At 63.6% G+C, this 18645-nt stretch carries 21 protein-coding genes; 13 read left to right on the forward strand and 8 right to left on the reverse strand.

The window, feature by feature from the left end; translation table 11 throughout:
• Positions 1-156: 156 nt before the first annotated feature.
• Positions 157-654, forward strand: coding sequence for a GAF domain-containing protein (locus RPF88_RS01725; protein WP_013530535.1), 498 nt, complete (start codon positions 157-159; stop codon positions 652-654).
• A gap of 8 nt (positions 655-662) precedes the next feature.
• Here RPF88_RS01725 and RPF88_RS01730 read toward each other — a convergent pair whose 3' ends face one another.
• From RPF88_RS01730 to RPF88_RS01755, 6 genes are all read right to left on the reverse strand, one after another.
• Complete coding sequence (locus tag RPF88_RS01730) at positions 663-1712, reverse strand: alpha/beta hydrolase family protein (protein WP_063168666.1); 1050 nt, start codon at positions 1710-1712, stop codon at positions 663-665.
• Between the two features lie 175 nt (positions 1713-1887).
• On the reverse strand, positions 1888-2967 hold the full coding sequence (locus RPF88_RS01735) for a helix-turn-helix domain-containing protein (protein ID WP_127366026.1): 1080 nt from the start codon (positions 2965-2967) through the stop codon (positions 1888-1890).
• A 99-nt stretch (positions 2968-3066) separates the two neighbouring features.
• A complete protein-coding gene (locus RPF88_RS01740; protein ID WP_064994020.1) occupies positions 3067-4122 on the reverse strand; it encodes a YeiH family protein in 1056 nt (351 codons plus the stop codon).
• Between the two features lie 140 nt (positions 4123-4262).
• Positions 4263-4640: an ester cyclase gene (locus RPF88_RS01745; protein ID WP_024501791.1), complete on the reverse strand. Its 378-nt coding sequence runs from the start codon at positions 4638-4640 to the stop codon at positions 4263-4265.
• Between the two features lie 108 nt (positions 4641-4748).
• The gene (locus RPF88_RS01750) at positions 4749-6194 is read right to left on the reverse strand and encodes a sensor histidine kinase (protein ID WP_337121588.1); all 1446 of its coding nucleotides are present in this window, start codon (positions 6192-6194) and stop codon (positions 4749-4751) included.
• A gap of 121 nt (positions 6195-6315) precedes the next feature.
• A complete protein-coding gene (locus RPF88_RS01755; protein WP_337121589.1) occupies positions 6316-7215 on the reverse strand; it encodes a LysR family transcriptional regulator in 900 nt (299 codons plus the stop codon).
• Between the two features lie 150 nt (positions 7216-7365).
• Between RPF88_RS01755 and RPF88_RS01760 the strand changes: the two genes are divergently transcribed.
• On the forward strand, positions 7366-7761 hold the full coding sequence (locus tag RPF88_RS01760) for a (R)-mandelonitrile lyase (RefSeq protein ID WP_027160872.1): 396 nt from the start codon (positions 7366-7368) through the stop codon (positions 7759-7761).
• Positions 7762-8152: 391 nt separating this feature from the next.
• Here RPF88_RS01760 and RPF88_RS01765 read toward each other — a convergent pair whose 3' ends face one another.
• Positions 8153-8743: a cation transporter gene (locus RPF88_RS01765; protein ID WP_064994082.1), complete on the reverse strand. Its 591-nt coding sequence runs from the start codon at positions 8741-8743 to the stop codon at positions 8153-8155.
• Between the two features lie 317 nt (positions 8744-9060).
• Between RPF88_RS01765 and RPF88_RS01770 the strand changes: the two genes are divergently transcribed.
• The 11 genes from RPF88_RS01770 (at position 9061) to arsK (ending at position 17857) form a co-directional block, all read left to right on the forward strand.
• On the forward strand, positions 9061-9540 hold the full coding sequence (locus RPF88_RS01770) for a GNAT family N-acetyltransferase (protein ID WP_337121590.1): 480 nt from the start codon (positions 9061-9063) through the stop codon (positions 9538-9540).
• A 15-nt stretch (positions 9541-9555) separates the two neighbouring features.
• On the forward strand, positions 9556-9939 hold the full coding sequence (locus RPF88_RS01775) for an ACT domain-containing protein (protein ID WP_063172670.1): 384 nt from the start codon (positions 9556-9558) through the stop codon (positions 9937-9939).
• Between the two features lie 160 nt (positions 9940-10099).
• The gene (locus RPF88_RS01780; protein WP_127368567.1) at positions 10100-11533 is read left to right on the forward strand and encodes an aldehyde dehydrogenase family protein; all 1434 of its coding nucleotides are present in this window, start codon (positions 10100-10102) and stop codon (positions 11531-11533) included.
• 143 nt (positions 11534-11676) lie between these two features.
• Complete coding sequence (locus RPF88_RS01785) at positions 11677-12099, forward strand: MbcA/ParS/Xre antitoxin family protein (protein ID WP_063172669.1); 423 nt, start codon at positions 11677-11679, stop codon at positions 12097-12099.
• Positions 12093-12794, forward strand: coding sequence for an RES family NAD+ phosphorylase (locus tag RPF88_RS01790; protein WP_337121591.1), 702 nt, complete (start codon positions 12093-12095; stop codon positions 12792-12794). The genes RPF88_RS01785 and RPF88_RS01790 overlap by 7 nt, the downstream gene beginning before the upstream one ends.
• Positions 12795-12864: 70 nt before the next feature.
• Positions 12865-13197, forward strand: a complete 333-nt coding sequence (locus tag RPF88_RS01795; protein ID WP_013530549.1) for an ArsR/SmtB family transcription factor — start codon at positions 12865-12867, stop codon at positions 13195-13197.
• Positions 13198-13244: 47 nt separating this feature from the next.
• Entirely contained in the window at positions 13245-14354 is a 1110-nt protein-coding gene (arsB, locus tag RPF88_RS01800; protein WP_063168659.1) for an ACR3 family arsenite efflux transporter, read from the forward strand.
• The gene (gene arsC, locus RPF88_RS01805) at positions 14351-14773 is read left to right on the forward strand and encodes an arsenate reductase (glutaredoxin) (RefSeq protein ID WP_337121592.1); all 423 of its coding nucleotides are present in this window, start codon (positions 14351-14353) and stop codon (positions 14771-14773) included. Before arsB ends, arsC begins: the two co-directional genes overlap by 4 nt.
• Before the next feature lie 63 nt (positions 14774-14836).
• Positions 14837-15154, forward strand: coding sequence for an ArsR/SmtB family transcription factor (locus RPF88_RS01810; protein ID WP_337121593.1), 318 nt, complete (start codon positions 14837-14839; stop codon positions 15152-15154).
• Positions 15155-15198: 44 nt separating this feature from the next.
• Positions 15199-16620, forward strand: a complete 1422-nt coding sequence (locus RPF88_RS01815) for an NAD(P)-binding domain-containing protein (RefSeq protein ID WP_337121594.1) — start codon at positions 15199-15201, stop codon at positions 16618-16620.
• On the forward strand, positions 16613-17857 hold the full coding sequence (gene arsK, locus RPF88_RS01820) for an arsenite efflux MFS transporter ArsK (RefSeq protein ID WP_337121595.1): 1245 nt from the start codon (positions 16613-16615) through the stop codon (positions 17855-17857). The genes RPF88_RS01815 and arsK overlap by 8 nt, the downstream gene beginning before the upstream one ends.
• Positions 17858-17867: 10 nt before the next feature.
• Here arsK and RPF88_RS01825 read toward each other — a convergent pair whose 3' ends face one another.
• The gene (locus RPF88_RS01825) at positions 17868-18626 is read right to left on the reverse strand and encodes an amino acid ABC transporter ATP-binding protein (protein ID WP_081714189.1); all 759 of its coding nucleotides are present in this window, start codon (positions 18624-18626) and stop codon (positions 17868-17870) included.
• Positions 18627-18645: the final 19 nt, after the last annotated feature.

The following is an 18645-nucleotide window of genomic DNA, read 5'->3' on the forward strand; positions in this document are numbered from 1 at the left end:
TCGCCCGGCTCAGTGCCGGGAGGCAATCATGATCTTGCGGCTTTCGGATGGGACGCAATCCACGCTAGACTGTCCCGGCGGCCGTCTGGTTGCGGAGCTCGCCGGACTTTGGCAAGCGATCGGACGAACCGCCATTCCCGACACGGAGACACGTTCATGTTTGCGGCCAAGGCCATCGACACCTCAGACAAGCCCACGTTCTACCGCGACCTCGCCACCCAATTGAAGGCGCTGCTCGAGGGTGAGCGCGATTCGATCGCCAACGCCGCCAACACCGCAGCACTCATCTTCCAGATGGTGCCGGACCTCAACTGGGCCGGTTTCTATTTCCTGCAGTCGGACGAGGAAATGGTGCTCGGGCCGTTCCAGGGCAAGCCGGCCTGTGTGCGCATCGCCGTCGGCAAGGGCGTGTGCGGAACGGCGGTCGAACTCGGCACCTCGATGCTGATCAAGGACGTGCATGATTTTCCCGGCCACATCGCCTGCGATGCCGATTCGCGCTCGGAACTGGTGGTGCTGCTCGAGGACGATGAAGGCGTCTTCGGCGTGCTCGATCTCGACAGCCCGCTGCCCGGCCGCTTCGACAAGGCCGACCAGGCCGGCATCGAGACGCTGGCGGCGATCTATGCCGCGGCGAGTTCGTTCGAGGACTGAGCTGCGTCCTACGGCTCGGTCTTCAGCGCGCGATTGAAAGCTGCAATCGTCATGTCGATCAGTTGCGCGTGAATATCACCGCGCGATCGTGCTCCACCGTCATCGCAAACCGGGTCGCCGATCTGTTCGGCCGCAATGATGCCGGCAGCGCCGGGCTTACATTCGCCGAACATGCTGTAGTGGCTCGCATCCGCGATCGTCGCATAGCTCGCCTTTGAAATTGCTTTTGCGATCTCGGATGCGTCGGCGGTCACGGGAATCTTTCCTGGTCGGCCAAGATTGACGATAGCGACCGGAATTTTGATACCGGCAAAGCTTTTGACATCGAAGACATCGGATGGGGCAGGATCGATCGCCATGGCGAAATGAATGCGCTCATCCCGGTTGTCCCGACCGGCGGCCTGCAAATCCATGGCGTGAAGATCGACGCCGCTTTGCCTGACCCAGTCGCAGAGCGAGGCATTGAGCAGGTCCGTATCGCAATAGGCCGCCAGCAATTTCGGATCGATGCGGGCACCGGCTATCGCCAGCGCCGTGTTGCCGCCCATGGAAAGACCGAGGACGCCTACTTTGCCTTGTTCGAGGTGCCCTGCGAAGAAAGCGTCCTTCGCCGTCGCGGTCAGGGCAGCCGTGAGATCGGCGGGCCGCAACCAGAGTTTCATCGTCTCGGCGGCGGATCTGTTTTTCCCCGTATTTCCCGGGTGTGTGGGAGCGGCGACGACGAATCCCTGCCTGGCCAGAGGCGTTGCAATCCAGCTCAGGGCGTGTGGGGTTCCCGCCAGGCCAGCGCCATGCGAAAGCAGGATAAGCGGAAATTTTCCGCCAGCGATAGGCGCATCGCGCATGGCGGCCGTTCCGGCGAAAAGCGCGGTGTCGCCTGATATAACCATCTCGCCGCCCGGTTGCGCGGGATACCAGACCGTCACATCGAGATCGATGCCGCGCTCCTTGGATGGGGCAGGGAACTGACGAACGCCGACATTGTCGCCGGCGTCTGCGGGATGTTGCATGAGCGCCGTGGAAACAGCGACGGCGCAGAGCATAGTCCAGAATTTCATTGAAATCTCCGTTGTCGAACGCGCCCTATAGGTGGCAAGGCCGGAGGCTACAGCGTCCGGGCAAGCTGGCGGTCATGTTCGATTGCAGTGTTAGCGACCCGATGTCACCGGATCGGAGCGAAGTCCGCGACCTTGATCGCGATCAAGGACGTGCTTTATCGCGATTGAGTACCGTTCAGTGCGGAACGGCGCTGCCGATTTCAGCCGCCCGCCGGTTCGCAAGCGAGGGCGCCGCGTCAGGCGCGTTCCGGTCCCGCCAGGCGAGCGGGGTCATATCGGTGACGCGGCGGAATTCGCGGTTGAAGTTCGACTTGGTCTGGAAGCCGACCGCAAACATGATCTCCGTCACGGACTGATCGGTCTCGCTCAGCAGCCGGCAGGCCTCGGTGATGCGGTGTCCGTTGACATATTGCGAGACGTTCCTGGCCGTGGCCCGGTTGATCGCCATTGAGATCTGCCGTGCTGGAATTCCGGCGCGCCGGGCAAGCCGGTTGAGGTTGAGATTGGCGTCGCGATATAGTTTTTTCTCCTGCATCAACTCGTTGACCCTGGCGATCGCATCGGCGTTCTCGCCGGCGTCGGGTGGGGACGGACTCTCGACGGGCTCGGCGGCATTGAGCGGGACATGGCTTTGGCTGGCCGCAGCCGCCGCCACGCCGACAATGACGAGCATGAAAAGATTGCCGATGCCGATCACGGTTGCCGCGCGAGCGCCATGTCCCGACGCCAGATCGAAGGACACCAGCATGTCGACGGCTCCCGACAGGCACAGCGTAGCTGCCGCGAAAAGGATGGCCCTGTAGACCGGGACCGCGCCGTCGAAGGGCGCAAGGCGAAGCCCGTCGGCGCCGGAGCGAAGCAGCCAGAGAATGGCGGCGGCGTAGATGAAATCGATTGATGTCAGCGCCACGTCGATCGCCTCGCGCCAAAAGATTATCAGCATGATGATGATGACCGCGGGTGTCGCGTGGAGCCCCAGCAGGGCCGGCCACCGGCGGTCGCTGGTGCGAACCAGGCTCGATACGCCGGCGTAGAGCAGAGACGGCATGATCGCGGCGGATACGGGGGCGATATAGCCGACTTCGCTGATGCCATAGCCCCAGCGCAGTCCGGTGAGCACCGATTGCAACGCTGCAACGAGGATCAGGGCGAGAAACGGCAGGTTCGGTGCTGCCTCATCCTGGCGGCTGGCGACGACCCAAAGCAGGATGAACAGCGACAGGGCGACGACGAAGGGTAAGGGAACAAACGGCATGGATCGGGTGCGGGCTCGCGTGTTGATGCGCGGCAGACCGTAGCCGATGTGATTTGATTCCCAAACTCGCTTGTGCCGTCTGCGTGCCGGCGATCAAGCTCAGGCGAACTTCACCAGCATCAGGCTGAAGCAGCCGATGAACAGGAAGGCCGAGAAGGCGAGCGCCAGCGGGCGCAGGCCGCGCGAGCGCAACTGAGAGATGTCGGCCTGCAGGCCCATGGCGGCCAGTCCCATGGTCAGCATGATGGTGGTGGCGAGCGCCATTGCCGATTTCACCTCGGTGGGCACCGTGACCAAGCTGTTCAACGCCACGACAGCGACGAAGGCGGCGACGAACCACGGCATGGGCGGCCGCGCCGCCACCTCACTGCTGCTCCTGCCGCGCGCCATCAGGCCGAGCGCGACGACCGTCGGCGCCAGCATGGCAACGCGGGTCAGCTTGGCGACGGTGGCGATCTCGCCGGACTGGGTGCCGTTCTGAAAGCCGGCGCCGATGACTTGCGCCACCTCGTGGATCGAGGCGCCGGCCCACAGGCCGAAAGCGTGCTGGTCGAGGCCGAGCATGGGCGCCATGAGCGGGAAGCCGAGCATGGCGACGGTGCCGAACAAGGTGATCGAGGCGACGGCGTAGGTGACGTCCTCGTCGCGCGCATCGGTGACGATGTTGGTGGCGACGATGGCCGAAGCGCCGCAGATCGAGGTGCCGGCGGCGATCAACTGCGCCAGCTTGGCGTCGACGCCGATCAGCCGGCCAAGCGTGATGGTGAAAACGAAGGTTGCGCCAAGCGTCGCCGCGACAATGCCGACGCCGCCGGCGCCGATCGAGACCACCTGGCCGAGCGTCAGCTGGAAGCCGAGCAGCACAATGGCGAAGCGCAACAGGCGCTTTTGCGAGAATGCGATACCGGCTTTGGCGTGCACGGGCGTGCCGAGCACGTTGGAGTAGATCATGCCGGCGACGACGGCGAGGATCATTGGACTGAACAGCGCGAAGCCGGAAACATTGCGCGCCGAGAAGGCGACGGCAGTGATCATCGTGACCAGCACGATGCCGGGGACGATGCCATTCCAGCTAAGGGATTTTCGCCCTTGCGCGACATCGGCAGGAAACGCGTTTTTTGGAATATCGTTCGCGAAGTGGGAAACGGAAGACAATGCAATGCTCCAGGCGAGTATGCCGGGAGAATGCCATTCCTAAACCAATCTTTCCAACGAATTATTTTCGTTAGAATGATCGATTTTTACGAACGATCCACGGACGCTGCCGCGCAGACGTCGCTTTCTGGGCGACCTGACTAAAGCTGCGCCTCGATCGCGGCCTTGTCGATCACCGACCAGACGTTCCTGATCCGGTCGTCGAGGAATTCATAGAAGACGTTCTCGCTGAAGGACACCTTCCTGCCGTTTATAGGGAGCCCGAAGAAGGTTCCCTTCGGCGTGCAGTTGAACTGAAGCCGGCTGGCTAGGAACGGCGGTTCGGCGATCAGCAACTGGATATCGAAATAGAGGTCTGGGATTTCCCGAAAATCGCGCTCCAGCATGTCCTGGTAACCCGACAATCCGACGCGGTCGCCATTGTAGTGCACCTCGTCATGAACGAAGCGATGCAGCTTCTGCCAGTCCTGATTGTTGAGGCAGGCGATGTAGCCTCGATAGAGGTCGGTCACGGTCACGGCGATGGCTCCGGTGCTGATGCCCGCCATATTGCGACAGGCTGAAGGCCAGGACGTACAATAAAAGCAACACATAGCGGGCCGTAGTCCTGTTGCCAGTGCCCAAGTTCAGGGAACAATTCCGAATTCGTGTCCGCTCATCACCTGGTCCAATGCACGCTGATCAACGTGCTCGCTGTCAACCGAGGCCTCAAGTTGGGTCAACGGTGCTTGCAGCGTCCAGGTGACACCGTGGCTATCATGCTCGAGAACACCGGTGCCGCTCACCGCGGCTGGAGCGACGCGCCGCAGCACCACGCTGCCGAAACCACCATGGCCGATCGTCTGTACTTCAGGACCATCTCTCTCTTTCCAGATCAGCTGGAACTGTTTCTGGCCGACCAGTCCGGTTACCTTCCATTGCACCGTTATCGTTCCCTCTGCGGCCGAAAGGACGCCGTATTTAGCGGAATTGGTCGCGAGTTCATGAAACGCTATGCCGAGGTACTGGACGGCATTGGGGCTCAGCGTCAGGGAAGGGCCCGACATTGAGATCCGCTCCTCGTTGCCGAACGGTTTGGCCTGCGCAAGCAGCAGTTCGAAGATCGTGGCGCCCTTCCAGTCGCCGGAAACCAGAAGGTCATGCGAGAGCGACAACGCCATGATGCGCTCGCGCACCTGACGTTCGAACTGGGCCGGCGTCGATGACCGCTTGCTGGTCTCCCGGATCATCGAGATGATGACGGAATACTGGTTCTTCACCCGGTGGTTGACCTCGCGCATCAGCATGCGGATGCGATATTCGTTCTCCTTGGCTACTGATATGTCGCGGGCGATCTTCGAGGCGCCGACGATCTGCCCGACGGCGTTGCGCACCGGCGAGATTGTCAGGGATACGGGCACAAGGCTGCCGTCCTTGCGGCGGCGGATGGTTTCGTAGGTCTCGACCTGCTCGCCTTTGCGGATGCGCTCCAATATGCGCGGCTCTTCGTCCAAATGGTCGTCCGGTATCAGCATAGTTACCGACCTTCCGATTGCTTCGTCGGCGGTGTAACCGAACAGACGTTGGGCGGCTGAGTTCCAGCTCCTGATGACTCCGTTCAAATCCTTGCTGACGATGGCATCGAAGGAAGACTCCACGATGGCTGACAGATGATGCCTGGCCTCGTCGGCATGATGGCGGTCAGTGAGATCGAACAGCATATTGACGGCGCCGACCAGTCTGCCCTGCTCGTCATGAAGCGGCGTGGGATAGGGAAGGAACGGCACACGCGTGCCGTCCGGGCGTTGGGAGATAGCCGACTGGTTTCTGACCGGCCGGTTCTCTTTTAGCGCGACAGCCATCGGGCATTGGTCATGCGGCAACATTTCACCGTCGGTCGTGAACAGCTTGTGCGTCACACACCATTGGTCTTTTCCGAGCTCGGGTTCGCGCCCAGCGAAATCTGCCGCGGCCCGATTGAAATAGGTGATCTTGCCTTCGGTGTCGGTGGTGTAGATTGCTACGGGAAGATTATCGAGGATTTGGTGGGGCAGATCAAAGGTCGAGCTCGAGGTTTTCGTCACTTGCGCCACGTATAGGAGTTCCAGTTAACCGCAGTGAACGCGGTGCCGCGGAAATGGTTCCGCGACCATTTCCGGGGATAGTCACCGCAGGCGGCGGCGAGTCAAAGCCGGGTGGAAGCTGCTCACCGATTTACACCTTGCCCCGGTAGCGCAGCGCGTCGACCAGCAGCGAGAAGGCCGGCGTGGCTTGCCGGCGGCTGGGGTAATAGAGGTGGTAGCCGGGGAAGGGCCCGCACCAGTCGGCGAGCACACGCACCAGCCGGCCGTTGGCCAGATGGCCCGTCACCTGCTCCTCAGGCAGATAGGCAAGGCCGAGGCCGGCGAGCACCGCGTTCATGCGCAGCGCGGCCGTGTTGAACACAAGCTGGCCTTCGACCCGAACCTTCAGCTCGCGTCCGGCCTTCTCGAACTCCCAGGCATAGAGCCCGCCATAGGTGGGCAGCCGCAGATTGATGCAATTGTGGGTGGTCAGGTCCTGCGGCGTGCGCGGCTTTGGTCGGGTAGCGAAATAGGCTGGCGAGCCGACCACCGCCATGCGCATATCGGGGCCGATGCGCACCGCGATCATGTCGCGCGCCACCTGTTCGCCCAGCCGCACGCCGGCGTCGAAGCGCTCGGCGACGATGTCGGTCAGTCCATAGTCGACGATGATCTCGACCTTGATGTCGGGATAGTCGGGCAGCAGCGGGGCGATCGCCGGCCACAGGACCGCATCGGCGGCGTGCTCACCGGCGCTGATGCGGATGGTGCCGGCGGGTTTTTCCCGCAATGCGTTCAAGGCAATGAGCTCGGTCTCGATCTCGTCCAGCCGCGGCCCGACGGTGCGAAGCAGCCGCTCCCCGGCTTCGGTGGGCGACACGCTGCGCGTGGTGCGGGTCAGGAGCCGTACACCCAGCCGCTCCTCCAGCGCCCGCACCGTGTGGCTGAGCGCCGATTGGGAAACCCCGAGCTTGGCCGCCGCCCTGGTGAAGCTTTCCTCGCGCGCCACAGCGAGGAAGGCGGTTAGCTCGTTCAGGTTGTCACGTGGCATTCATGAGCCCCCTTCATAAGATCATGCTGGATATAGCACCTAATCGGCACCAATCGCAGACCCTAGATAGGCGTTATCACACCGGGCACCTCCGGCCGTCTCTAAAGCCGGGCGGTCGTGTCATGGCTGTTGCCAGGAAGGGACAAAACCATGGACATCACGCGAAACGGCTCTCAGGCCTCGGCCAAGGGATCGGCCGACTATTTCACCGGTGCGGTGCGCATCGACGCGCCGTTCAAGGGCAGCGAGCCCGCCCGGGTCGGCGGCGCCACCGTGACTTTCGAGCCCGGCGCGCGCACCGCCTGGCACACGCATCCGCTCGGCCAGACGCTGATCGTCCTGTCGGGCGCCGGCCTGGCGCAGCGCGAGGGCGGCCCGATCGAATCGATCCAGCCCGGCGACATCGTCTGGTTCGCGCCCGGAGAGAAGCATTGGCATGGCGCCGCGCCGACCACGGCGATGAGCCACATCGCTATCGCCGAAGCGCTCGACGGCAAGGTCGTCGACTGGTTGGAGCATGTCAGCGACGAACAATACGGGATTTGACCAGGTATCGGCGCGTGGCGCCGAGTTCAACGCCCGAACTCTACGAAGGAGACCAACATGACCGATGTTCCAAGGCTGAAAAGCCCATTCTCCGATATCGCTCCCGCGCTTGGCAGATACAGCCCTGGATCGTTCCGATCCCCGGCACCACCAAGCTCAATCGCCTCGAAGAGAACATCGGATCGGTCACTGTCGCGCTGACGGCGAACTGCCGACATCGAGAACGCGGTCTCGGCGATCGCCGTACAGGGAGCGCGCTATTCTCCGCAACAGGAAGCAAGGATCGATCGCTAGAGCCAGGCGCAGGCTGCGGGCACTCGACGACCGGGTAGCCATTCCGGCCGACGGCGCAGGAGTTGAGGGGATCGTGCGCGGATCGGGCGGCAGCGTTTCAGTTTGAAATTTGGCCTTCTGCGAACTCGCGTCTTGCGGCCGTGAAAACCTCGCGGGCAGCATCCGCATTCATGACGGCGATTGCCAGCCCAATGACAATATCGGGCCAAGCCGAATTCCACACAAATGCCGTGACCAGGCCGGCGGCAATGATTGCCACATTGGCCAGGACGTCGTTGCGCGCCGACAGGAAGGCGGCGCGGGTGAGGCTGCCGCTGTGATGGCGATAGCGAGCGAGCATGAGCGCGCACGACAGGTTGACGAGCATCGCGCCAGCCGCCGTGAGCGTTAGCGGAACGGGAGCTGGCGGAATTGGAATGTTGAATTTCTCCCAGGCTGTCCAAAGGGTCGCCAATGCGGGGATCAGAAGTATCCCGGCCAGCGCCATTCCGAGCCGCGCTCGATTGCGGACGGTCCAGCCCAACGCGACCATGATCAGGAGATTGACGGATGCGTCCTCCAGAAAATCGATGCTGTCCGCGAACAGCGATACCGATCCGATCCAAACGGCTACGGCAAATTCGATCCCGAAATAGGCCAGGTTCAGGATGGCCACCATCCGCACCGCTTTGTTCAGCGTCCCGGTCATAGTTTGCCCATCGATCAGCTGCCGTTGGCACAAAGCATATAGCGATTCTATGCCCTGCGGGCGCGAGGACCAGAACCTTGTCGCCGATGCGAGACACTGTCGATCGAGCGGTCGCCTTGACATCGCCGTGCTTCCTGTTCCAACTTGGCGCCATGTTCGTTTTCGCGCCTGCCAACACCAAGCGACGTCGCCCTGCACAGTGCGGAGCGGCAAGCTGACTGCGCGACGACAAAGACCGGCAGGATAGACCCGGTTCTTTCGTTTCCAGCCCCGCCCGCGAAACCGCCGGCGGGATTTTTCATGTCTGGAGCAGTTTGATGACAAACAATTCTTCCATCCGGCTTCGGCCGGCCGCGCCCGCTGACGCCGCCGCGATCCGGGATATCGTGCGCGCCGCCTATGCCAAATGGGTAGCGGTGATCGGCCGCGAGCCTCTGCCGATGCGCGCCGACTACGAGAAGGCTGTTGCCGAGCATCCGTTCGATCTCGCCGTCGAGGATGATCGGATCGTGGGAATGATTGAAACCATGCTGGCCGAGGATCACCTGTGGATCGAGAATGTCTGTGTCGCACCGGATGCGCAGGGCAGGGGGATTGGCCGGCTGTTGCTGGAGTGGGCCGAGCGCAAGGCGATCGAGTCGGGCCGCGACGAGCTTCGCCTGCTGACCAATGGCGCGTTCGAGGCGAACGTATCGCTCTACAAGAGGCAGGGCTATATCGTGGATCGGGACGAGCCGTTCATGGGCGGCATGACGGTCTATATGAGCAAGAGGCTAGTGGGATCACCGGCGATCTGAGGAAGGATTTCGATAATGGCTGCCAAGGTCAGGCTTAAGCAACTCCCGGGGTCTTACGCGGTTTCCCGGCTGGCGGCGGGCGAAACCATTCCCGGTTGGGCGGACGGACCAGGCTTCGTCAGCATCACAAGGACCGACGACGAGCTTTCGATCGTTTGCCTGCAGGACCGCGTGCCGCATGCCGTCAAGCAGGATATCGACTGGGTGGCCTTCAAGCTCCTGGGCCCGTTCGCCTTCGACGAAACCGGTATCGTGCTGTCGGTCATCAGGCCGTTGTCGGAAAACGGGTTGGGCATCTTCGTGGTGTCCACTTTCGATGGCGACCATCTCCTGGTGAAAGCCACGGATCAGGCCGCGGCGAGGCGGTTTCTGGTCGAGGCCGGGCATACCTTGCTGTAGTCCATCCTCACCAAGCCGGTTGCTGCCCAACCGCTCTGGCTCAATCACTGCCGCATTGGCTCAACCACTTCGGGGGTTGTGTTTGACAGCGGCGTTTGTGCATCGTTATTTCCAGCCAGATATGACGGCCCGGCGCGACCATGCGGCCAAGGAGAAAACCATGTCACACAATCTGCAGTTCTACATCGATGGCGCGTGGGTCGATCCTGTTGTGCCCAACCCATTGGACGTCATCGATCCCTCGAATGAGGACGCTTTTGCGCAGATTTCGCTCGGCTCCAGGGCCGATGTCGACAAGGCGGTGGCTGCCGCCAAGCGCGCCTTCAACGGCTTTGGTTTCACCGAAGTTAGCGAGCGGCTCGACCTGTTGAATCGCATCATCGCGGTCTACAAGAAGCGCAGTAGCGATCTTGCGGTTGCCGTGTCGCGCGAGATGGGCGCGCCGCGCCAGATGGCGTTGGACAGCCAGGTCGGCATTGGGCTGGCGCATCTGACCAAAATGGCCGAGACGCTGAAGGCTTTCGAATTCCGCCACGTGAAGGGCAATCATCTCGTGGTCAAGGAGCCGATCGGTGTCGTCGGGCTGATCACGCCGTGGAACTGGCCGCTCAACCAGATCACCTGCAAGGTGGGTCCGGCGCTCGCCGCCGGCTGCACCATGGTGCTCAAGCCATCCGAGATCGCGCCGCTCGACGCCATCATCTTCGCCGAGATCCTCGACGAGGCCGGCGTGCCGAAGGGCGTCTTCAACCTCGTCAATGGCGACGGACCGGGCGTCGGCCAGGCGTTGTCCAGCCATCCTGACATCGACATGATGTCGTTCACCGGTTCGACCCGCGCCGGCATCCTGGTGGCCAAGGCCGCCGCCGACACGGTCAAGCGCGTGCATCAGGAGCTTGGTGGCAAGTCGGCCAACATTCTGTTCCCCGACGTCGACCTCGCAAGCGCGGTCAGCAAGGGCGTGGCCGGTTGCTTCAGCAACAGCGGCCAGTCCTGCAACGCGCCAACGCGCATGTTCGTGCCGCGCGAGCGCCATGACGAGGCGGCCCGCTATGCCAAGGTTGCGGCGGAAAAATTCACCGTCGGTCCGGCCGACGCTGCCGGCACCAAGCTCGGCCCGGTCGTCAGCCAGGTTCAGTTCGACAAGATCCAGGACCTGATCCAGGCCGGCATCGACGAGGGTGCGACGTTGGTCGCCGGCGGCCCCGGCCGTCCGGCCGAACTCAACCGCGGCTACTATGTCAGGCCGACAGTGTTCGCCGACGTTACCCACGACATGCGCATCGCGCGCGAGGAGATCTTTGGGCCGGTACTGGCGATCATGCCCTATGACAGCGTCGACGAGGTGGTCGAGACCGCCAACGACACCGTCTATGGCCTCGCCTCCTACATCCAGGCCAAGGACATGAAGAAGGCGCGCGAAGTCGCGGCGCGCATGCGCACCGGCAATGTCTACATCAACTATCCCCAGTGGGACGCCGGCCTGCCGTTCGGCGGCTACAAGCAGTCGGGCAATGGCCGCGAATATGCCGAATACGGACTTGAGGATTTCCTCGAGATCAAGGGCATCGCGGGATATGAGGCGGCTGAGTAGGCACCGTACAGTGTGATGCAATAAAGGGCGCGGCCTGCGGTGTGGCCGCGCCTTTTCATTTTGCAGCCAAGCCTTGCCATCTCCGCATTCTTGCCAATTGGCAAATGCATGCTATATATCTGCCAATCAGCAAGGTGAACGCAATGCAGCTTCAATCCATCGTCACCACGCCGGCCACGTTCGGAGCCGCTATCTCGGATGAAGAAGCGGGCGCGCTGGCGCGCACCACGGTCAATCTGTTCAAGGCCTGGAACCTCACCGACCTGGAGGCCTGCATCCTGCTCGGCGGCATGTCGGCGCGGACCTGGGCGCGTTGGAAGACTGGGGCGAAGGAAGGTGGCGTCGGCAGGATCGACCGTGACCTGCGCACCCGCATGGCGCATCTGATGGGCATCCACAAGGGCCTGCGCTACCTCTTCACGGAGCCGGCGCGCGGCTATGCCTGGATCCGCAAGCCCAATGCCACCTTTGGCGGCCAGTCGGCGCTCGACCTGATGCTGCGCGGCGAAATCTCCGATCTCTCGGCGATGCGCGAATGGCTCGATGCGGAGCGTGGTGCATGGTGAGTGGGCTTGCGGTCCGTCGCCGCGTCGACTGGCACCAGACCTTCCGCATCATCCGTTCCATCCACCCACCGATCGACCTGTTCGAAGACATTGCCGACCCGCGCGACTGGGAGGCGCTGGCCGCCGTCGAGGCGAAGACCAACCCGCGCGTACGGTTCGAGATCGGCGACCTCGGCAAGGTGGCTGCCGCAAGGCGGGTTTCCGGCCCCGGCGCCAGTTTCGTGATGGCGCCCTTCGTGCATTGCTCGACGCTCAGACCAGGCCGCTTCTCGGATGGGAGCTACGGGATTTATTATGCGGGCGACAGCGAGGAGGTGGCGCTGGCCGAGACCATCCACCACCATCAGAAATTCATGGGCGCCACCAACGAGGGGCCAGGCTGGACGGCGGATTTCCGCGTGCTGATCGGCAGCGTCGACCGCGATCTCGATGATGTCAACGCCGTACCCGGCGTGCTCGACCCGGACGACTATTCCGCCTCGCAGGCGGAAGGGCGGGCGCTGCGGGCAGCAGGCAGCGACGGGCTGGTGTGGAACAGCGTGCGTATGCCGGGCGGCGGCTGCATCGGCATCTTCTGGCCCGACGTCATTGCCGTTCCAGTGCAGGGCCGCCACTACAGCTACCACTGGGACGGTGCCCGGGTGGACTTCGTGCGCCAGCACGATACGGGAAAGGTGCTTGCCGTCACATCATAGCGGCGGACACCCTTTACAGATCGCGGGGGAGTCGATATTCACGAATCCATAAATCCAAGGATTTGGATATATGAATAGGAAGGGCACTTTGAACGCGCTGGCCGCACTTGGCCAGGAGACGCGGCTGGATGTCTTCCGGCTGCTCGTGCGTGCCGGCCCGGAAGGCATTCCAGCCGGCGAGATCGCAACGAGGCTGGACACGGTCCAGAACACCATGTCGGCGCATCTGAAGGTGCTCGCCCATGCCGGGCTGATCCGTCCCGAACGCGACGGAAGGACCGTGCGCTATGTCGCCGACATGACCGGCTTGCGCGACCTGCTGGCCTATCTGATGGAAGATTGCTGCAATGGCGCGCCGGAGCTCTGCCGCCCGGTCATCAATGCCGTGACCTGTGACTGCTGAGGGGCTTGTGACTGTCCGCCGCGCGCCGTTCGAACAAGGAAGCCATCATGACCGATCATGCTCTGAACACAGCTGAGGCGGTGCGGCCCGGCATCGGCTTCGTCGAGAAATATCTGACGGTGTGGGTGGCACTGTGCATCGTCGCGGGCATCGCGCTTGGCCATCTGCTGCCGGGCGTGTTCGGCGCCATCGCGTTGGCCGAGATCGCCAGGGTCAACATTCCTGTCGCCGTGCTGATCTGGCTGATGATCGTGCCGATGCTCTTGCGCGTCGATTTCGCCTCGCTGGCCAAGGTCGGCACCTATTGGCGCGGCATCGGCGTGACGCTGTTCATCAACTGGGCGGTGAAGCCGTTCTCGATGGCGCTGCTGGGCTGGCTCTTCATCGGCTGGTTGTTCCGGCCGTGGCTGCCCGCCGTGCAGATCGATTCCTACATTGCCGGGCTGATCATCCTTGCCGCGGCGCCCTGCACGGCGATGGTTTTCGTCTGGTCGAACCTGACGCGCGGCGAGCCGAATTTCACGCTGTCGCAGGTAGCGCTCAACGACGCTATCATGATCGTTGCTTTCGCGCCAATCGTCGGCCTGCTGCTCGGCCTGTCGGCGATCACCGTGCCATGGGGCACGCTGATGCTGTCGGTCGCACTCTACATCGTCGCGCCGGTGATCGTCGCGCAGTTGGTTCGTGGCCGGCTGCTGGCAGCGAGGGGACAGGCCGGGCTTGAGGCCCTGCTTGCCACGCTGCAGCCTCTGTCGCTGGTTGCCTTGCTGGCGACGCTGGTGCTGCTGTTCGGCTTCCAGGGCGAGCAGATCATCGCGCAACCATTGGTGATCGTGCTGCTGGCGGTGCCGATCCTGATCCAGGTCTATTTCAATTCCGGTCTTGCCTATCTGCTCAACCGCCTCAGCGGCGAACGGCACTGCGTGGCTGGACCATCGGCGCTGATCGGCGCGTCGAACTTCTTCGAGCTGGCGGTGGCCGCCGCGATCGCGCTGTTCGGGCTGAATTCTGGCGCGGCCCTTGCCACCGTGGTCGGGGTGCTCATCGAGGTTCCGGTCATGCTGTCGGTGGTGTGGATCGTGAACCGCAGCAAGGGCTGGTACGAGATGGGCGGCGCCGTCCGGAATACCATGTCGGCTGAGAGGACCTCGAAATGACCATCACCATCTACCACAATCCCAGTTGCGGCACGTCGCGCAACACGTTGGCCATGATCCGCCAGTCGGGCGAGGAGCCGGAGGTGATCGAATATCTGAAGACGCCGCCATCGCGCGAAAGGTTGGTCGAACTGATCGCGGCGATGGGCATTACACCGCGCGCCCTGCTGCGCGAGAAGGGCACACTCTATGCCGAACTCGGCCTTGCCGACCCGAAATGGTCCGACCAGCAGATCCTCGATTTCATGCTGGCACATCCGATCCTGATCAACCGGCCGATCGTCGTCAGTCCGCTCGGCGTCGTGCTGGCGCGGCCGTCGGAAAAGGTGCTGGACATTCTGCCCAATCCGGACATCGGCACGTTCACCAAGGAGGATGGCGAGGTGGTCATTTACGCCTCGGGCAAGCGCGCCGGCTGATGCTATTTCCATAATTTTCGAAATTGGGTTGACGGCGCGAAAAGTGCCGCGTAGCTTATTTCCATGAAACTCGAAAAAGCAGCCGCGCAGCTTGAAGCGCTCGGCAATCCGACGCGGCTTCAGCTCTATCGCATCCTGGTACGCGCCGGTGATGACGGGCTTGCCGTCGGCAGCGTCCAGGGCAGGCTCGACATTCCGTCCTCCACGCTGTCGCATCACCTCAAACGGCTGGTCGATACCGGGCTTGTCACGCAGGAACGGCAAGCGACGACGCTGATCTGCCGCGCCAACTATCCCGGCATGAATGCGCTGATCGGCTATCTCGCTGACGAGTGCTGCGCCGACGCCTGTGCGCCCGCCGTCGGCAAAGCACTGGCCTGATTTTTCTGCGCGTATAATTCGAAGATACCGGAAGGATCGAACCTATGGACATGATGACAGATCTTCCCGTCGCGGTAATTGGCGCCGGCCCGGTCGGCCTTGCCGCCGCGGCGCATCTGGTCGAGCGCGGCATCTGTCCACTCATCCTGGAGCGCGGCGAAAGCGTTGGGGCCGCACTGCTCGAATGGGGCCATGTGCGGGTGTTCTCGCCTTGGGAATACAACATCGACGCGGCGGCGCGGGCGCTGCTCGACCGCTCCGGCTGGACGGCGCCGGACAGCCAGGGCCTGCCGACCGGCGGCGAGATCGTGCGCGACTATCTGGCGCCGCTTGGCCGGCTTCCGGCGATCGCCGCCAATCTGAAGCTCGGCGCCGAGGTCACCGCGATCACCCGTCAGGGGCACGACAAGGTCGCCAATGACGGCCGCAAGGACGCGCCCTTCGTCATCCGCTACCGCGATGGCGGCGGTGAGCACCGCTTTCTCGCACGCGCCGTCATCGACGCATCCGGAACATGGTGGCGGCCAAACCCGATCGGCATCGACGGGCTGCCGGTTGCCGGCGAAGGCAAGGCGTCGGCACGCATCGCCTATGGCATTCCCGACGTGGTCGGCAAGGCGAGAGAAGACTATGCGGGCAAGCGCATCCTGGTCATCGGCGGCGGGCACTCGGCCATCAACGTCGCGCTGGCGCTGATGGAGTTGCAGGATGGCGCGCCTGGCACCGAGATCTTCTGGGCGCTGCGGCACGCCAGCATCGAGAGATTGCTCGGCGGCGGGCTGAACGACCAATTGCCGGAACGTGGTGCGCTTGGGCTGGCCGCCAGGCAGGCGATGGCGGACGGCAGGCTGAACATGCTGACGGGCTTCGCCGTCGACCGCATCGAGACGCAAGGCGAGAAGCTTGCCGTCGACGCCCACCTCGCCGGCAAGCCGTTCAGCATGGCCGTGGACCGCATCGTCGTCACCACCGGCTTCAGGCCAGACCTGTCGTTCCTCGGCGAAATCCGCATCGCGCTTGATCCCGTCGTCGAAGCGCCGCCGGCACTGGCGCCGCTGATCGATCCGAACTTCCACTCATGCGGCACGGTTCCCGCGCATGGCATTGCGGAGCTCGCGCAGCCCGAACCCGGTTTCACCATCGTCGGCTCGAAATCCTACGGCCGTGCCCCGACCTTCCTGATGGCGACCGGCTACGAGCAGGTCCGCTCGGTGGTGGCCGATATTGCCGGAGACCATGCCGCGGCCCGCGAGGTGCGGCTGGTGCTGCCGGAGACCGGCGTGTGCAGTGCCGTCGGTGTCGCGACGGTATCGGAAAGCGCCGGCTGCTGTGGCGGGCCTGCTCCCGCCGCTGTCGATGCCTGCTGCGTCAGGGATGCGGCCGCCAAGGCAACGGGCGCGTCGGGTTGCGGCTGCGCAACCGATGCCGAGCCGAGAAGAGCCGTATCGGCCGGCATCGATGCCTGACCGGTCCGTCCTGCGCAAGGCAATCTGGGCGCTTGGGCTGACCCAGATCATCGGCTACGGCACGCTCTATTACAGCTTCTCGATCCTGGCGCCGGCAATGGCACGCGAGTTCGGGCTCACGGAAGGCTGGGTATTCGCAGCCCTGTCGGCCTCGCTGTTTGCCGGCAGCCTGTTCGCGCCGACTGCCGGGCGGTGGGCCGACCGCTTCGGCGCCGGCCGCATCATGACCGTCGGCTCGGTCGCGGCGGCTGTGGCGCTGGCGCTGTGCGCCGTCGCACCCGGCCGCGTGAGCTTCGTTCTGGGATTGCTGGCGATGGAACTGGCCTCCAGCTTCGTCCTCTACAGCGCTGCTTTCGTGGCGATCGTGCAGGTCGGGGTTCCCCGGCCGCAACGCAGCATCACCCATCTGACGCTGATCGCCGGGTTCGCCTCTACCCTGTTCTGGCCGCTGACCTCGGCGCTGCATGCGCATCTCACATGGCGCGAGGTCTACCTTTTGTTCGCCGCTCTCAATCTCGGCCTATGCCTGCCGATCCACGCCTGGCTGATGCGCCTGTCGCGTCGCCACGCAACGGTCACGCCGCATGAGCGCGGTTCCGCTCCCGATGAAGCGGGAATGCCGCTCGATGCGCGGCGCGGCCGGGCCGCATTCCTGCTGATGCTGGCGGGGTTCGCCACCGAGGGCTTTGTGCTGTCGGCGATCCTCATCCACATGGTGCCGCTGACGGCGGCCCTTGGGCTCGGCACCGCAGGCCTCTTCGTCTCGACCCTGTTCGGGCCGGCGCAGGTCGCCAGCCGGTTGATCAACATGCTGTTTGGCGGGCGGCTGCAGCAGACGCACCTTGCCGTCATTGCCGCGTCACTGCTCACGGCCGGGCTGTGTGCGCTGTTGCTGACCACGCCATGGCTGCCCGGCGCCTTCGTGTTCGTGTTCCTGTTCGGCCTCGGCTCCGGCCTCACCAGCATCGTCGGCGGCACCTTGCCGCTCGAACTCTTCGGCCGCGAAGGCTATGGCGCGCGGCTGGGATGGGCGAGCGCCGCCCGTCAGTTCACCTCGGCCTTCGCGCCGTTCGCGCTCGCCTTCATGATGACACGAACATCCGTCGCCAATTCCTTGTGGGTGCTGGTAGTCGTCGCCGCGAGCGGGGTCATCGCCTTCCTCGCCATCGCGCTGCTCAGGCGGCGCGGCGGCCCGGCGGCGTTTGCGATTGGCGGCAGCGCGGAAGAGGCGACCTGACCGCCCGCCTTTAGTGCCGCAGAATCTTGCTCAGGAAAGCGCGGCTGCGGTCGGTCTTGGGGTGTGAGAAGAACTCGTCGGGCGTGCCGCTTTCGACGATGGCGCCGGCGTCCATGAACACCACGCGCTGGGCGACCTTGCGGGCAAAGCCCATCTCGTGCGTCACCACCATCATGGTCATGCCTTCCTCGGCGACCGCGACCATGACGTCGAGCACTTCGGAAATCATCTCGGGATCGAGCGCCGAGGTCGGCTCGTCGAACAGCATGATTTTGGGCCGCATGCCGAGGCAACGCGCGATCGCCACGCGCTGCTGCTGGCCGCCGGAGAGCTGTGCTGGATAGGCATTGACCTTGTCGGCGAGGCCTACCTTGGCCAGCAATTCGCGGCCGGCCTTTTCGGCTTCGGCACGCGGGATCTTGCGGACATGGATGGGGGCGAGCGTGACGTTTTCGAGTGCCGTCTTATGCGGGTAGAGGTTGAACGACTGGAAGACGAAGCCGATCTCGGTGCGCAGCTGGGTCATGTTGGTGGCTGGGTCGCCCAGGCGCTGGCCGTCGACGACGAGATCGCCGTCCTTGATCGCCTCCAGGCCGTTGACGCAGCGGATCAGAGTGCTCTTGCCGGAGCCGCTCGGGCCGCAGACGACGACCACTTCGCGCGGTTCGACGCTGAGCGTGATGTCCTTGAGCACATTGAGCGAGCCGAACCACTTGTTGACGCCGCGAAAGTCGATCATGCCGGTTTTGGCAAGGCCCGTTTTGGTCATGTTTTCTGGACCTTTGGGG

Origin of the sequence: Mesorhizobium sp. ISC11 (assembly GCF_037162595.1) — a bacterium.
GTDB lineage: Bacteria > Pseudomonadota > Alphaproteobacteria > Rhizobiales > Rhizobiaceae > Mesorhizobium > Mesorhizobium ciceri.

Bases quoted from the DNA above. Each gene is read 5' to 3' on its own strand.
- RPF88_RS01725 (WP_013530535.1), top strand. From the start codon at position 157: ATGTTTGCGGCCAAGGCCATCGACACCTCAGACAAGCCCACGTTCTAC.
- RPF88_RS01730 (WP_063168666.1), bottom strand. From the start codon at position 1,712: ATGAAATTCTGGACTATGCTCTGCGCCGTCGCTGTTTCCACGGCGCTC.
- RPF88_RS01735 (WP_127366026.1), bottom strand. From the start codon at position 2,967: ATGCCGTTTGTTCCCTTACCCTTCGTCGTCGCCCTGTCGCTGTTCATC.
- RPF88_RS01755 (WP_337121589.1), bottom strand. From the start codon at position 7,215: ATGCCACGTGACAACCTGAACGAGCTAACCGCCTTCCTCGCTGTGGCG.
- RPF88_RS01760 (WP_027160872.1), top strand. From the start codon at position 7,366: ATGGACATCACGCGAAACGGCTCTCAGGCCTCGGCCAAGGGATCGGCC.
- RPF88_RS01765 (WP_064994082.1), bottom strand. From the start codon at position 8,743: ATGACCGGGACGCTGAACAAAGCGGTGCGGATGGTGGCCATCCTGAAC.
- RPF88_RS01770 (WP_337121590.1), top strand. From the start codon at position 9,061: ATGACAAACAATTCTTCCATCCGGCTTCGGCCGGCCGCGCCCGCTGAC.
- RPF88_RS01775 (WP_063172670.1), top strand. From the start codon at position 9,556: ATGGCTGCCAAGGTCAGGCTTAAGCAACTCCCGGGGTCTTACGCGGTT.
- RPF88_RS01780 (WP_127368567.1), top strand. From the start codon at position 10,100: ATGTCACACAATCTGCAGTTCTACATCGATGGCGCGTGGGTCGATCCT.
- RPF88_RS01785 (WP_063172669.1), top strand. From the start codon at position 11,677: ATGCAGCTTCAATCCATCGTCACCACGCCGGCCACGTTCGGAGCCGCT.
- RPF88_RS01790 (WP_337121591.1), top strand. From the start codon at position 12,093: ATGGTGAGTGGGCTTGCGGTCCGTCGCCGCGTCGACTGGCACCAGACC.
- RPF88_RS01795 (WP_013530549.1), top strand. From the start codon at position 12,865: ATGAATAGGAAGGGCACTTTGAACGCGCTGGCCGCACTTGGCCAGGAG.
- arsB (WP_063168659.1), top strand. From the start codon at position 13,245: ATGACCGATCATGCTCTGAACACAGCTGAGGCGGTGCGGCCCGGCATC.
- arsC (WP_337121592.1), top strand. From the start codon at position 14,351: ATGACCATCACCATCTACCACAATCCCAGTTGCGGCACGTCGCGCAAC.
- RPF88_RS01810 (WP_337121593.1), top strand. From the start codon at position 14,837: ATGAAACTCGAAAAAGCAGCCGCGCAGCTTGAAGCGCTCGGCAATCCG.
- RPF88_RS01815 (WP_337121594.1), top strand. From the start codon at position 15,199: ATGGACATGATGACAGATCTTCCCGTCGCGGTAATTGGCGCCGGCCCG.
- arsK (WP_337121595.1), top strand. From the start codon at position 16,613: ATGCCTGACCGGTCCGTCCTGCGCAAGGCAATCTGGGCGCTTGGGCTG.
- RPF88_RS01825 (WP_081714189.1), bottom strand. From the start codon at position 18,626: ATGACCAAAACGGGCCTTGCCAAAACCGGCATGATCGACTTTCGCGGC.